Source organism: Tessaracoccus bendigoensis DSM 12906 (assembly GCF_900141915.1).
Classification (GTDB): Bacteria; Actinomycetota; Actinomycetes; order Propionibacteriales; family Propionibacteriaceae; genus Arachnia; species Arachnia bendigoensis.
The window spans coordinates 48,221-60,100 of sequence record NZ_FQZG01000014.1 but is presented as its reverse complement, the minus strand read 5'-3'; the positions used below and the strand labels follow the sequence as shown (position 1 = coordinate 60,100).

General features: G+C 67.4%; 11 protein-coding genes. 6 read left to right on the top strand and 5 right to left on the bottom strand.

Annotation, left to right across the window (positions count from 1 at the left end):
- Positions 1-42: 42 nt before the first annotated feature.
- The 4 genes from BUC15_RS19830 to BUC15_RS05195 form a co-directional block, all read right to left on the bottom strand.
- On the bottom strand, positions 43-204 hold the full coding sequence (locus tag BUC15_RS19830; protein WP_175558248.1) for a hypothetical protein: 162 nt from the start codon (positions 202-204) through the stop codon (positions 43-45).
- A gap of 220 nt (positions 205-424) precedes the next feature.
- Entirely contained in the window at positions 425-568 is a 144-nt protein-coding gene (locus BUC15_RS19825) for a hypothetical protein (RefSeq protein ID WP_175558247.1), read from the bottom strand.
- A 163-nt stretch (positions 569-731) separates the two neighbouring features.
- Positions 732-2,447: a TM0106 family RecB-like putative nuclease gene (locus BUC15_RS05200; RefSeq protein ID WP_245787895.1), complete on the bottom strand. Its 1,716-nt coding sequence runs from the start codon at positions 2,445-2,447 to the stop codon at positions 732-734.
- Positions 2,444-3,142 carry a demethylmenaquinone methyltransferase gene (locus BUC15_RS05195; RefSeq protein WP_073186473.1) on the bottom strand — a complete coding sequence of 233 codons (699 nt, stop codon included), beginning with the start codon at positions 3,140-3,142 and terminating at the stop codon, positions 2,444-2,446. Before BUC15_RS05195 ends, BUC15_RS05200 begins: the two co-directional genes overlap by 4 nt.
- 64 nt (positions 3,143-3,206) lie before the next feature.
- On the opposite strand from BUC15_RS05195, the gene BUC15_RS05190 reads away from it, so the two are divergent.
- From BUC15_RS05190 to BUC15_RS05170, 5 genes are all read left to right on the top strand, one after another.
- The gene (locus tag BUC15_RS05190) at positions 3,207-3,851 is read left to right on the top strand and encodes an ABC transporter ATP-binding protein (RefSeq protein ID WP_139280094.1); all 645 of its coding nucleotides are present in this window, start codon (positions 3,207-3,209) and stop codon (positions 3,849-3,851) included.
- The gene (locus BUC15_RS05185; protein WP_245787894.1) at positions 3,851-5,482 is read left to right on the top strand and encodes a DUF6297 family protein; all 1,632 of its coding nucleotides are present in this window, start codon (positions 3,851-3,853) and stop codon (positions 5,480-5,482) included. The genes BUC15_RS05190 and BUC15_RS05185 overlap by 1 nt, the downstream gene beginning before the upstream one ends.
- 95 nt (positions 5,483-5,577) lie before the next feature.
- Entirely contained in the window at positions 5,578-6,174 is a 597-nt protein-coding gene (locus BUC15_RS05180) for a DUF4956 domain-containing protein (RefSeq protein WP_073186472.1), read from the top strand.
- Positions 6,171-6,959 carry a polyphosphate polymerase domain-containing protein gene (locus BUC15_RS05175; RefSeq protein WP_073186471.1) on the top strand — a complete coding sequence of 263 codons (789 nt, stop codon included), beginning with the start codon at positions 6,171-6,173 and terminating at the stop codon, positions 6,957-6,959. The genes BUC15_RS05180 and BUC15_RS05175 overlap by 4 nt, the downstream gene beginning before the upstream one ends.
- Positions 6,944-8,812 (top strand): carbohydrate-binding domain-containing protein, encoded by a 1,869-nt coding sequence (locus tag BUC15_RS05170; RefSeq protein ID WP_073186470.1) that lies wholly within the window; start codon positions 6,944-6,946, stop codon positions 8,810-8,812. Before BUC15_RS05175 ends, BUC15_RS05170 begins: the two co-directional genes overlap by 16 nt.
- A 269-nt stretch (positions 8,813-9,081) precedes the next feature.
- On the opposite strand, the gene BUC15_RS05165 is transcribed toward BUC15_RS05170, so the two are convergent.
- Positions 9,082-10,335 (bottom strand): isochorismate synthase, encoded by a 1,254-nt coding sequence (locus BUC15_RS05165; protein WP_084189374.1) that lies wholly within the window; start codon positions 10,333-10,335, stop codon positions 9,082-9,084.
- Positions 10,336-10,582: 247 nt separating this feature from the next.
- Here BUC15_RS05165 and BUC15_RS05160 point away from each other — a divergent pair, with 247 nt between their 5' ends.
- Entirely contained in the window at positions 10,583-11,866 is a 1,284-nt protein-coding gene (locus BUC15_RS05160) for a geranylgeranyl reductase family protein (protein WP_073186468.1), read from the top strand.
- Positions 11,867-11,880 lie beyond the last annotated feature (14 nt).

Below are 11,880 nucleotides of genomic sequence, written 5' to 3'. Positions count from 1 at the left end.
CGGGAGGGCCCACCGGTTCGGTAGGGCCCTCCCGATCGGAGATCAGGCCTGGATGATCACGTTGACGTTGGAGCAGTCGCCGGTTGTGCTGACCCCGGTCACGTTGCCGTTGCGGTCGCGGGTGATGGTGACGGTACAGGCGCCGCCCCGGAACTCGGCCAGTTCGGCGTCGGTGAGGCTCTGGCCGAATGCGATGTCGCTCATGGGATTTCTCCTTCTGGTCAACGGGCGACCCGGTGTCGTCCCGCCTGGCACCAATGGTTTCCCGGTCGAGCGCACCCCCACATCCGCCTGTAGTGGCCCTCCCTCTACCGAAACCGCGGTAGGGCCCTTACCGCAGGAGACGACCTCGCTCATCTCGGCTGCTCTGCTGGACGCGAGAGTGCCCGGCGCGCAGGAGCGCCGGGCACCACCCGCCTTGGAATCAGCGTCCCTTGATGACCACGTCCTTACAGTCGCCGCTGGTCGTCACCTTTCCATCCTTGTCGATTGTGACGGTGCACTGCCCGCCGTGAAACGCTGCCAGTTCCTGATCCTCTACTGGTCGGCCGAACTGAATGTCGCCCATTGTTGCCCTCCTTCGAGCTCCTGCGGCGGCCCGTTGCCACCGGCTGCGGCCAGCATCGTCCACCAACCGGGGGCTGATCACCGGCCCGGGGATGGCATTGGTGTACCGAATCGGTGGTACGCCCGAGGGGCGCCGACCCTCGGCACAGCTGCGGCCGACCGGCCTACCTTCCGGCGGAAGAATCGACCCGCTGCTCCTGAGGCGAGTCGGAGTCGAAGGCGGTCAACCAGTTGCGGACGGCGAGGGTGGCCCGCACATCGTCCTCGTTGTACTCCAGCACCCTTGAGCGTGCTGCGGCGCGCTCCTCCAACGAATCGGCGCCCACGGCCTGGTTGAACCACGTCTGGGAGTTGAGCCCACCCGGCTCTTCGTCGCGCCACGAGAAACCGGGGCCCCGACTGGCGACCATCTTCAGCCCCAAGCCGTCCACCCCGACGAAGTTGTCGCGGACATAGGCGAACAGGTCGACAAAATGGTCGCGGAAGAGGTCGCACACCGCGAGCAGTGTCGGGTCGCCGCTGCGCTCGGCGAGTCGTCGGAGTTGCACCGTCTCGTAGTCGCTGTAGTGGAAGACGAGCATTTCGGGGCGACTCTCCGCCAGATCGAGCAGCCATTGAGCGAAGCGCTTGGCAAGAGCGACCTCCCGTTCGCCTCGGGTCCGCACGAACTCGCTGAAGTCGAGGTAGCGGCAGCCCTCCTCGTCGGTGAGCAGCACGCCCCACAGGTAGACCGATCCATCGTCTGCGTTCTCAATGTCGAGGTCGACCTCGACGGACGAGCGTGGCACACCGATCGGTTCGTCGCTCACCCGCTCCAGATCCACCCCTGAGGCGAGCATCCGAGCCCGACGGGCCGCCTGCCTCAGCCGCTGCTCGGCGCGGTCACGGTGCCCCGTCTGGGGCAGATAGTCCGGCAGTATCAGCTCCACGTCGGCTTCGGCCAGTTCGGCCACCGTCCTGATGCCGAGCGACAGCAGCGTCTGCAGTTCGCGGACGTCGAGCGGCGCCTTCGAGATCCGTAGCGACAGGTCATCGTCGTCGATCTGTGGTCGGCACACCTGCCACCAGGCACACCATTCGCATTCCTTTACCCGGATTGGGCGCACCACCGGTGGCGGGTCGTCGACGCCGGTGCGGGCGAGGGCCTGTTCGGCGACATGGACGCGGAAGCGGTGTTCGTGGTCGTAGCGCTCCAGCGCGGAGCGCAGCTTGTGCCCGGCGGTCTTCGAGTAGGTGCGGATGAAGCGGTGCGTCAGGTCGATCCACGTGATCGAAGGATCGCAGCCATGGGACCGGTCGTCGCCGACCACCCCGCCAAGCGGCTCAGACGACGCGAACCCGCAGGATTCGAGGAGCCTCCAATGGTGCGCCAACTCCAGCAGGGCACCTTCGCGGTACACGCGGTAGCGCAGGTCTGGCAACGGAAGCACCTCGCCGGGGGCATTCAACGGGGAGGTGCGCAGTTGGTCGGCACCCGTCTGCTTCTCACGGACCCGGTACGGTTTCACCTTGAGGGGCCAATAGCCCGGGGTGCCTGCCGCGGTGTCAGCGCCCCGGATGAGCGCATCGGGACGCCCGCTGCGGTGGCCATCCAGGTCGAGGGGCAGCGTGCCGCCGATGACGACGGCCGCGCCGGAGCCCATCGCAGCCAGGCAGGCGTCCACCCGTTCCTCCCAAGGGGCATCAAGGCCGCGCAGGTCGACGACCCCGGCGCAGCGGGCGATGCGGCTAAGGACCGCGTCCCGGAAATCCGAGCCCCCCTGGAACGACTCGTGCAGCGACTCATCCAGCGGCGGGTGTGACAGCGTCGGGTCGAAGGCGTTGAAGGTCTTGACCGGGCACCCGCGGGCGGCGTATGCGTCTAGGACGAAAGAGCTCACCTCGTCTTCCAACCCCGGTGCAACGCAACGATCCCCCCGGCGTGGTCCTGCCAACCGACATCCACCCAGCCAGCCGCTGAGAGTCTGTCGGCCAGCCCGACCTGATCCGGCCAGGCCATGATCGATTCGGCCAGGTATCCGTACGCGACCGGGTTGCTCGAGAGTTTTGCGATCCGGGGCAGCGCCGCCACGAGATAGTTGGTGTACACGTGGCGGAAGGGCGGGTTCGTCGGCGTGGAGAACTCCGCGATCACGATGCGACCGCCAGGCCTGGTGACCCTCAGCATCTCCCGCAGCGCCGCGCCGGTGTCTTCCACATTGCGCAGCCCGTACGAGATCGTGACCGCGTCGAAGGTGTCGTCCGGGAAGGGCAGCGCGAGGGCATCGCCCGCCACGAAATCGATGCCCGGCTGCTGCCGTCGACCCTGCTCGAGCATGCCGAGCGAGATGTCGCTTGCCACCACATAGGCGCCGGATGAGGCAAGCGCCGCCGACGATGTGCCCGTGCCCGCGGCGAGGTCGAGGATGCGCTGCCCGGGCCGCGGATCGACCGCGGCGACGGTGGCCCTACGCCAACGGTGCACCTGGCCGAGGCTGAGCACCGTGTTGAACAGGTCGTAGCGCTTTGCGACACCGTCGAACATCGCCGCCACATCGGCGTGCTGCTTGTCGAGACCCGCCCTCTGATTCTGCATTCCGTCAGCCTAGCGAACCCCTCCGACAGGGTGCGTTACGCACCGGTCCCGCGGATCGGTCACAATGGGAGCCGTGGCTAAAAGAGATGTCGTGCTCCAAGTGGACAAACTGAAGAAGGGCTACGGCCCGGTGACGATCGTGGAGGCGTTCTCCATGAAGGCTCACGAGGGGGAGGCCGTGGCGCTCACGGGGCGCAACGGTGCAGGCAAATCCACCGTGCTGCGCTGCCTGGTCGGCGCCGACAGACCCGATGAGGGCACCGTCACCGTCGGCGGGGTCAAGGTGTCGGAGACAAACCCGGTGATCCGGCGTGACGTCGCCACCGTCATCGACGACCTCGACTTCTTCCCCGACCTATCGGTCGTCGAGCACCTCGACCTTCTGGCCCGAGCCCACGGGCTGACCGACCCCGACGCACTCGTCGACGAGGTGCTCGAAGAGGTCCAACTCGTGGTGCAGGCAGGACAGCTCCCGTCGACCCTGTCGTCGGGCCAGCGTCGACGCCTCGCTCTGGCGACCGCGTTCGTCCGGCCACGCAGGCTCCTGGTCCTCGACGAACCGGAGCAGCGACTCGACGTCGAGGGCGTCCAATGGCTGGGTCGCCGCTTGAAGCAGGAACTCGACGGTGGGCTCGCGATCGTGCTGGCGAGCCACGAACCGGCGCTGCTTGAGGCGATCGGCGCGAAGCAGATCCGACTGGGGGCCTGATGAGCGTGTCCGACCAGCGCTTCGGCGAGCTGGGGGTCGTCGACGAGAAGCAGCTCAAGCTGCTGATGAAGGATTGGCGCAAGGGCCGTGCCGACCGCAGCATCTGGCAGGTCCTCTCCGATGGCTACGTCATGGTGTTCAGCATCGTCCTGATCGGTGCCATGATCGTCTCCTCGATCATCCAGGCCCAGGACGTCGTCGCAGCCTGCACCAGTGAGGGTTGCATCGCCGCCCGCGGCTTGCTGCCGTGGGCCGCGGTGGCCGCGGTGCTCGCCGCGACCCTGATCCTGTCGCGCATGTTCGGGCCCATCGTGGCATCGGCGGCCGAAGGGTTCTGGCTCATGGACGGGCCGACGGACCGCCGCAAACTACTGGCCGGGCGACTCGTCGCGGCGATTTCGCTGGCGTTGGTCGGTGGGGCGCTACTCGGAGCGCTGATCGCGGCCCTGACCGGCTCACCGCTGGCGAATATCGGGATCTGGGCACTCGCAGGTGGGCTCGGGGCCGCCGGGCTGGTGGCCTTCGCCGCTGCCGAACAGGGGTTGGACCGCACGTGGATCGTCACCGCGATCCAGTGGGTCATCGGTGCCGTCGCGATCGGCACCCTGGTCGCACTGGTCGGCGGCGCCGCGGGTTGGTTCGCGCTCGGCGCACTCGCCACCCTCGCCGTCGAGCTGGCGTTCATCGTTGCAGGCGGTGGCCTGCTCCTGATCATCGTCGCCGGGCTCATCGCCTACCGTCGCCTACGTGGCGTGCGACGCCAGCGCGTCACCTCGGGCGGTTCACTGCTGTCGGGCCTGCAGGGCGCCGCCTTCGCTCTCGAGTTCGCCCTGATCCGCGACATCCTGGTGGAGAGCAAGTCGAAGCAACGCGGCCACGTGCGGCCGACCCGTGGGGTCAGCTCAGGCACGAAGGCGTTGATCATGCGTGACGTGCAGCGGCTCTGGCGCCAGCCACTGCCGCTCTTGACGTTGGCCGCCACGGTTGTGGTGCCCTACGCCATCCAGGCGCTCGGACTTGCCGCGCTGAACCCCCCGATCTCCGCGCTGGTCCTGATGACGGCGCTGATCCCGTTCATGAACTCGCTGCGGGTGCTGACCCGCACCAAAGGCCTGCAGCGCTGCTTCCCGTTCGATCCCGGCCAGATCAAGCAGGCCACGATGGTGGTGCCCGCAGTGCTGGCGCTGCTGTGGTCGGCCGCGGCCCTGCCCGCCTTCCTGGGACTTGCGGGAGGCGTGAGCGCCTCCTTGACCGACGCCGCGTCGTCGGCTCTCGTGACAGGGGTGGCAGGCTTCCTGGCGGCGGTCCGGTGGATCTCAGCCAAGCCTGCCGACTACTCTGGTCCGATCGTCGCGACCGGTGTCGGCGCGATGCCGCCCGGCCTCATGTTCTCGCTCCTGCGCGGCTTCGACATGGTGGCGTTGGTGACATTGCCCATCGTGTTCGGCTGGTCGCCCTGGATTTCGCTGGTGATCGCCGCCATCGCGTTCGCGATCCTGCGCTCGGGCCTCGACAAGGAATCGATGATGGAGCAGCAGGAGGAGCAGAAGCGACTCCTGGACGAGGAGAAGGCGCGCCGCAACGGCACCGCCCAGGGAAAGCAGAAGATCCAGGTGCAGCGGAAGCGCTGACGGCAGATCACAGACTGCGCCCACTCGAGGCACAGCGAATGCGCAGGGTCTCCCGGTTGGCTGGTTTCCACAGCAACCAACCCGGAGACTGACCAATGAACAGCATCACGCTCACCATGATCGGCATCGACCTCGTCGCCGTCGCCGTCTTGACCTTCGCCATCTACTTCCGACGACACCACAGGAGAGACCTGGTCGTCGCGTTCCTGGGCGTCAACGTCGGTGTGCTTGCCGTCGCATCCGTCCTCGGTACCGCCGAGGTGGCGCTCGGGCTTGGGCTGGGACTGTTCGGCGTGCTGTCGATCATCCGACTGAGGTCCTCGGAGATCTCGCAGAGGGAAGTCGCCTACTACTTCTCGGTGCTGGCCATCGGCCTCATCGCCGGGCTGCCCCACTCCAGCCTGCTGGTGCCAGGCGGGCTGATCGCGCTGATCGTGGCGGTGATGTTTGTCGCCGACCATCCCGCGCTGCTTTCCAGGGCCGCTTCACAGGTGGTGCGGTTGGACCGGGCCATCTCCGATGAGACGCAGCTGCGGGGTGAACTTGAGCAGCGGCTCGGCGTCGAAATCACGACGATTGTGGTTCAGGAGGTCAACTTCGTCAACGAGACCACCCTCGTTGAGGTCCGGTTTCTCAAGGCCCGTGCGCCGCGCCAGGTCGGCGCCGCCAGCGCCTTGAAGGTCGCGGCGTGATCGAGCTCGATCTGGACCGGTTCGTCGCGATCGAACTCGAGGAGTTGGTGGCCCGTGCCGAGCTGATGACGAGGGTGGACCGCAAGTACGTCCTCGGGCAGGCAGCCGTGGGGGAACTGCTCAACCAGATGGAACCAGGCACCGAGGTCCTTGAGATCGATGCCAGGCGACAGCTCCGGTACGCGTCGGTCTACTTCGACACACCGGACCTGCTCACCTACCGGATGTGCGCTCAGCAGCGACGACGTCGGCTCAAGATCAGGTCGCGTGGCTATCTTGATTCCAGGCTGGCGTTCCTCGAAGCCAAGACCCGCAGCGGCGGTGACCTCACCGTCAAGGACCGGATCGCCTGCGACTGGTCCGACCGGGAGCGACTGAACCGGGGGGCCAGGAGCTATGCAGCCGGGGCTTTGCTCGGGGTGGGGCAGGACCCGCGCCTCGCGGACGACCTGCTTGCCACGCTCTCCACACGGTACCGCAGGACCACCCTGCTTGCGCCGGACGGGGTGGGCAGGGTGACCATCGACACCGACCTCAGCTGGGAACTGCCCGGCGGCGACCGACTCGACGCGGCCGACCTCGTCATCGTCGAGACCAAATCCGCCGGCCCGGCCACGTCGTTCGACCGCATGTTGTGGCGCTCCGGGACGCGGCCCGTCTCCATCAGCAAGTACGCCACCGGCCTGGCGGCCCTCCGCCCCGACCTCCCACACAACCGATGGGCGCGCGTCCTACGCGACCGGTTTGCCCCGTATCCGAAGGAATCCACATGCGTCGCCGTCTGATCGCCTCCCTGACCACACTCGCCCTGTTCGGCCTGAGCGCCTGTTCCGCCGCGACCGGATCGGGCACCGAAACCCCGGCCGCGTCCGCAGAGGGCGGGATCGCCACCACCACAGACCTGACAGCCGAGGCCGTCCTGGCGGCCAACAACGATGTCACTGTGGTGCGCGACGATGAATGGTCGGCCGCCGATGCCGTCGACGTCACGTTGCAGGGCGACACCGCAAGCAGCGGGTCCGATGCGGTCACCGTCGAGGATGCCACCGTGACGATCACGGGTGGTGGGGTCTACCGGCTGTCGGGCAGCCTGAACGGTGCGGTCATCGTAGATGCCCCAGACGACGCGCTCGTCGTTCTGATCCTCGACGGGGTCGACATCGCCAATGCCGAAGGCCCGGCGATCAGCGTGACAAGCGCAGATGACGTTGCACTATCGCTGGCTGACGGTTCCACGAACACCGTGTCCGACACCTCCAGCTACGCAGAAGACGCCGACGCCAACGCGGCCATCTATTCGGCGGCCGACCTGACGATCACCGGCACCGGGTCGCTCCGGGTAAGCGGCAACGGCAATGACGGGATCACGAGCAAGGACGACCTGGTGGTCCTTTCAGGGACCATCACCGTCGAGGCGGTCGACGACGGCCTGGTCGGCAAGGACTCGCTGAGCGTCGAGGGCGGCACGATCACCGTCACCGCAGGCGGCGACGCGCTCAAGTCCGACAAGGACGACGACGAGACCAAGGGTTTCGTGCACATCGCGGGTGGGGATCTGACGTTGACCGCAGCCGATGACGGCATCGACGCCACCACCGACCTGGTCGTTGAGGACGGGACCCTGCGCATCACCGCGGGGAGCGGTGCCTCCGCAGCCTCCGAAGAGGCGAGTGCCAAGGGCCTCAAGGCCGGGGTCGCATTGGTACTGGCTGGCGGCACCGGAGAGGTCGACTCGGCCGACGACGCCGTCCACAGCGACACGTCGATCGGGATCCAAGGCGGGGCATGGACGTTGGCCGCGGGCGATGACGGAGTGCATGCCGACCAACTGGTGGCGATCTTCGACGGCACCCTCGACATCACCTCCTCAGTGGAGGGGATCGAGGGCAACGACATCGCGATCAGCGGGGGAGCGATCTCGGTGGTGGCCAGCGACGACGGTCTCAACGCCTCGGGTGGTACGGGCTCCGAGGGGCAGGCGCCGGGCGGGCCGGGGGAGGGGACCGGCACCGGGACGGGGGAGACCTTGACGATCTCGGGCGGCACGGTCTTGGTCGACGCACAGGGTGACGGTATCGATTCGAACGGCACCCTGACCATCTCCGGCGGTGAGATCACGGTCCTCGGCCCGTCGATGGACGGCAATGGCATCTTCGACAGCGCCGGCGCGTTCACCGTCACCGGCGGAACGCTACTCGGGATCGGGTCGAGCGGGATGGCGCAGACGCCAGGGGAGGAGTCGACCCAGAACTGGGTCGCGACGCTGGCCGACATCGGTGCGGGCCAGGCGGTCTCGGTGCTCGATTCGGACGGCAACGAGGTAGCCGGGGCAACCACCACCAGGCAGGCATCGATGGTGTTCTACTCCGGCCCTGAGGTGAGCGACGGGGGCACCTTCACCGTAAGGGTCGACGGTGCGGACGCGGCCACGGCGACCGAGGGGGCGAGCACCGTCGGTGGGATGGGCGGTGGCCCTGGTGGCATGGCTGGCGGTCGCGGAGGCTCGGGCGGTGGCCCGGGTGAGATGGGCGGCAACCCGGGTGGGATGGGCGGCAACCCGGGTGAGATGGGTGGCAACGGGGACACTGGCGGCCAAGGCGTTGCCCCGAGCGCGCCCCCGAGCGAGCCTCAGGCCTGAGCCTAGCCTGGGTCGGGTCAGGCGTTGAGCACTATTCAGGGTTCGTTTGCGGAATTGACGCCCAGTTGCGGCGTGTCGCGGATCGAACCCGGGATAGTGCTCAAGCGCGTCCCGACGGCGTCCCGACGACGCCCGCGTCGCCCCGACGGCGTCAGCGTGCTCCGCGGGACCACCCCGCCCCCCTAACACGAGCACTATCCCGGGTTCGTTGGCAATATGAACGTGCAAACGCGTCAATTCCGAATCGACCTCGGAATAGTGCTCAACGCTTAACCCAGCCCGAGCGCCTGCAGCATCGGGACCAACTTGGCGTCGGTTTCGGCGAGTTCGATCTGGGGGTCCGAATCGGCTACGATCCCCGCCCCGGCGAACAGTTGAATGTCGTTTGGGCTGTCGGCCCGGACCTGGCCACCACGCAGCGCGATCGCCCACTCGCCGTCGCCGTTCATCCCGACCCAGCCGACCGGCCCTGCGTAGCGGCCGCGGTCGAGCGACTCCAGCTCGCTGATGATGTCCAGAGCCAGGTGGGTCGGCGTCCCGCACACGGCGGCGCTGGGGTGTAGTGCAGCCGCCAGCCCCAGCGCGCCGGACTCCGGCCCCACCACCCCGGTGATGTCGGTGGCCAGGTGCATCACGTTCGGCAGCCGCAGCACTGAGGGCGCGTCCGGCACGTTCATCGCGTGGCAGTACGGGGCCAGGGCCTCTGCCACCGAGGTGACCGCGAACTCATGTTCGGAGATGTCCTTCTCGGAGCGGGCCAGTTCGGCGGCGAGCTGACGTCCCTCGTGGCCCTCGCTCCCTTGCCACACCGTCCCAGCGAGCACGCGCGAAGTGACGAGGCCGTCCTGCCGACGCAACAGCAGTTCGGGCGTGGCGCCGACCATGCCGTCGACCAGATAGGCCCAGGTCATCGGATAGTTCTCGATGAGGCGGTCGAGGAGAAAGCGCAGGTCGATCGGTTCGTCGGCGCGGACACGCAGGTCACGCGCCAGCACGACCTTGGCGACCTCGTCGCTGCGGATCAGGGAGACCACCTCTCCCACGATGCCGGTCCACACGTCCTCGGACATCGAGCCGCCGATCCGCGTCGAGCCGACGGGGGCCTGCACCGGCCCGCGGGGCGGAGGCAGTGCCATGTCGTTGTGGGAGACGCCGAGCCGCGTCATCCAGCACCGTCCGCCGCGACGCCCGATCACCGTCTGAGGCACGGTCAGCACCGACCGCTCCTCCGAGCGGTCAGGATCAAAGGTGAACAACCCGACGGCGAGCGGACCGACCCCGAACTCGCCCGGCATCTCAGAATCGTGGTCGATCTGCTGGGAGATCTCCTCCCACCACACGTCGGCGGCTTCGAGGGTGTCCGTCTCGAATCGGGCCGCTTCACCGAGCCCGACGAAGCCCTCGCCGCGGCGGATGAATGCGGTGGACGGACCGGACTCGGGAAGGAAACGCTCCAACGGGCCGGGGTCGTCGATGGCCACGGTCGTGGCGCGCATTCGTGCGCTGCCGAAGTCCAGGATCACCTTCGCGAGCATAGCCGTGGCCGGGCGGACGCGGCCACCCGGCCCGGAATTCGAATGTGGCGCCTTCGGATGGCGGTTCCGCAGCCGGTGGGGCACCCGATGTTTAACGCAATGCTCAGGTGTCGAAAATTGAGCCGGAAACCCTTGTCGGCTCGGGTTTAGGACTCCGGTGATTCTGGTTGGCTGAATATCGCGACCGCCCTTAGACTGACCGGGATAACCCATGCGTCAAGACCCAGGAGCGTGTATGTCGTTCGCCAAACCCGAGGGTGAGGCCGTCGAGTCTGACGTCGTTGTAGTTGGCGCCGGTCCTGGGGGCTCCTCGACCGCCACCTACCTTGCACGCCATGGCCTGACCGTGACGCTCCTTGAAAAATCGCACTTCCCCCGTGAGAAGGTGTGTGGCGACGGGCTGACCCCCCGTGCGACCAGGGCGCTCACGAGGATCGGCGTGGACACCTCCGAAGCCAACGGCTGGCTGCACAACCATGGCCTGCGGGTCTACGGGGGGCGCGTCGAGCCGTTCGAGTTGCCGTGGCCCGACCTGACCGATTTCCCGCCATACGGCCTCGTCCGTCCCCGGGCGGATTTCGACGACATGCTAGCGCGCCACGCCGTCGCAGCCGGGGCGAACCTGATCGAAGGGGCCAACGTCGACGGTGCGGTCCTCGACGACCGCTCCGGCCGGATCACGGGTGTCACTACCAAGGACGGAAGAACGTTCAAGGCGCCGATCGTCGTGGCCGCCGACGGCAACTCCTCACGGCTGTCCGTCTCGATGGGCCTCAACAAGCGGGCCGACCGACCCATGGGGGTGGCCGTGCGCACGTACTACAAGAGCCCCCGCACCAACGACGACTACCTCGAGTCCTGGCTCGAACTCTGGGACGGCGAACGTGGCAAGTCCAACCTGATGCCCGGCTACGGCTGGGTGTTCGGGATGGGGGACGGGACCAGCAACGTCGGCCTCGGGGTCCTGAATACCTCGAAAGGCTTCGGCCAGACCGACTACCGGGCGCTCCTGAAGCGCTGGGTCGACCACACGCCGGAGGAGTGGGGATTCCGCGACCAGAACATGGTCGGCCGGATCCAGGGAGCCGCCCTTCCCATGGCCTTCAACCGGCAGCCGCACTACGGTCGAGGCCTTGTCCTCGTCGGTGACGCCGGTGGCATGGTCAACCCGTTCAACGGTGAGGGCATCGCCTACGCGATGGAATCGGCCGAGTACGCCGCGGCGGCGATCGCTGAGGCTGCCTCGCGTGGTTTCGGCACCGCGTCGGCCGAAAAGGCGATGCGTGCCTACCCCGAACAACTCAAGGCGAGCTTGGGAGGCTACTATCGCCTCGGCACGATCTTTGTGAAGCTGATCGGCGACCCGCGGATCATGCACCTCTGCACCCGCTACGGGCTTCCTCGCAGGACGCTCATGAGGTTCGTGCTGAAACTGCTGGCCAACCTGACCGACTCGCACGGTGGTGATGCGATGGATCGCATCATCAACGCACTGTGTAAGGCCGCACCGTCGGCCTGACTGGAAGGAACGAT

Bases quoted from the DNA above. Each gene is read 5' to 3' on its own strand.
- BUC15_RS19830 (WP_175558248.1), bottom strand. From the start codon at position 204: ATGAGCGACATCGCATTCGGCCAGAGCCTCACCGACGCCGAACTGGCC.
- BUC15_RS19825 (WP_175558247.1), bottom strand. From the start codon at position 568: ATGGGCGACATTCAGTTCGGCCGACCAGTAGAGGATCAGGAACTGGCA.
- BUC15_RS05195 (WP_073186473.1), bottom strand. From the start codon at position 3,142: ATGCAGAATCAGAGGGCGGGTCTCGACAAGCAGCACGCCGATGTGGCG.
- BUC15_RS05190 (WP_139280094.1), top strand. From the start codon at position 3,207: ATGGGAGCCGTGGCTAAAAGAGATGTCGTGCTCCAAGTGGACAAACTG.
- BUC15_RS05185 (WP_245787894.1), top strand. From the start codon at position 3,851: ATGAGCGTGTCCGACCAGCGCTTCGGCGAGCTGGGGGTCGTCGACGAG.
- BUC15_RS05180 (WP_073186472.1), top strand. From the start codon at position 5,578: ATGAACAGCATCACGCTCACCATGATCGGCATCGACCTCGTCGCCGTC.
- BUC15_RS05170 (WP_073186470.1), top strand. From the start codon at position 6,944: ATGCGTCGCCGTCTGATCGCCTCCCTGACCACACTCGCCCTGTTCGGC.
- BUC15_RS05160 (WP_073186468.1), top strand. From the start codon at position 10,583: ATGTCGTTCGCCAAACCCGAGGGTGAGGCCGTCGAGTCTGACGTCGTT.